Raw genomic sequence first — 324 nt, 5'->3', positions numbered from 1 at the left:
TCCGAACGCGTCATCCGCTCCCTCGACAGGATCATCGAATGGCGTGGCAAACCCCAGGTCATTCGCTGCGATAACGGTCCCGAATACATCAGCGCCGTGACGCTGGCCTGGGCCGCCAAGCGTGACATACGCATTGACTTCATTCAGCCTGGGCAGCCACAGCAGAATGCCTATGTCGAGCGCTATAACCGCACCGTGCGTTACGACTGGCTGGCTCATCACCTGTTTGAAACACTCGAGGATATCCAGGATTTTGCAACCCGCTGGTTGTGGACTTACAATCACGACCGGCCCAACATGGCACTTGGCGGCATTACACCAAAA

The 324-nt window shown here is 56.5% G+C and carries 1 protein-coding gene; it reads left to right on the top strand.

Going from position 1 to position 324, the window contains the following annotated elements; translation table 11 throughout:
* The coding region (locus ACL9RI_RS27690) for an integrase core domain-containing protein (protein ID WP_422729652.1) at positions 1 to 324 on the top strand (324 nt) is incomplete at both ends.

This window comes from Janthinobacterium sp. Mn2066, from assembly GCF_049319705.1.
Lineage (GTDB): Bacteria > Pseudomonadota > Gammaproteobacteria > Burkholderiales > Burkholderiaceae_D > Janthinobacterium.
The sequence above is the reverse complement of the archived record's forward strand: the minus strand, read 5'-3'. Positions and strand labels throughout refer to the sequence as shown.